Annotated in this window: 1 protein-coding gene and 1 pseudogene; both read right to left on the bottom strand. The window is 51.1% G+C overall.

Features of this window, described 5'->3' with window-relative positions:
- Positions 1-99: pseudogene (locus ACTHTY_RS11950) on the bottom strand (glucokinase); the annotation flags it as partial.
- Positions 80-448: 6-phosphogluconolactonase (locus ACTHTY_RS11945; protein ID WP_440367847.1), on the bottom strand; the 369-nt coding region annotated here is incomplete at its 5' end. The gene ACTHTY_RS11945 and the pseudogene ACTHTY_RS11950, both read right to left, overlap by 20 nt.

Here is a 448-nt window from a genome sequence, read left to right as displayed (position 1 = left end):
CTCAATCACTTGCGGGGCAGTTTCAAGCGCAAAACGGGCATTCGTACCGCCGATGTCGGCGACCAGGCGGGGATAAGCTTCAGTGTGCATAGTAGACATGGCAGTTAATTCCTTGATGATTGAGAATCAGGCTGGTCGGATATTCGGTATCGGCCCTTGCGGCAGCTTTATCAAATACTGCTTTTTTCTCTGCGCCTTGAATGGCCAAAAACACATTCGGCGTTTTGGCAATCGCACCCAAAGTCATGCTTACGCGCTCATGCGGCGCGGTAACCGGCGTGGTATGAATCAATGTCGGGTCATCGGCTTCATTGATTGCGGCCTGTAATTGAGGCGCTTGAGGGAACAACGACGCCGTATGTCCGTCTGAACCCATGCCCAACACCAGCACGTCAGGTTGCTTGTAATGTTTCAATGCGTAAGCAACAACAACTTCTGGTTGTAATTC

The organism is Neisseria sp. P0019.S002 (assembly GCF_051957155.1).
Classification (GTDB): domain Bacteria; phylum Pseudomonadota; class Gammaproteobacteria; order Burkholderiales; family Neisseriaceae; genus Neisseria; species Neisseria perflava.
This window is presented reverse-complemented; position numbering and strand designations above follow the sequence as displayed.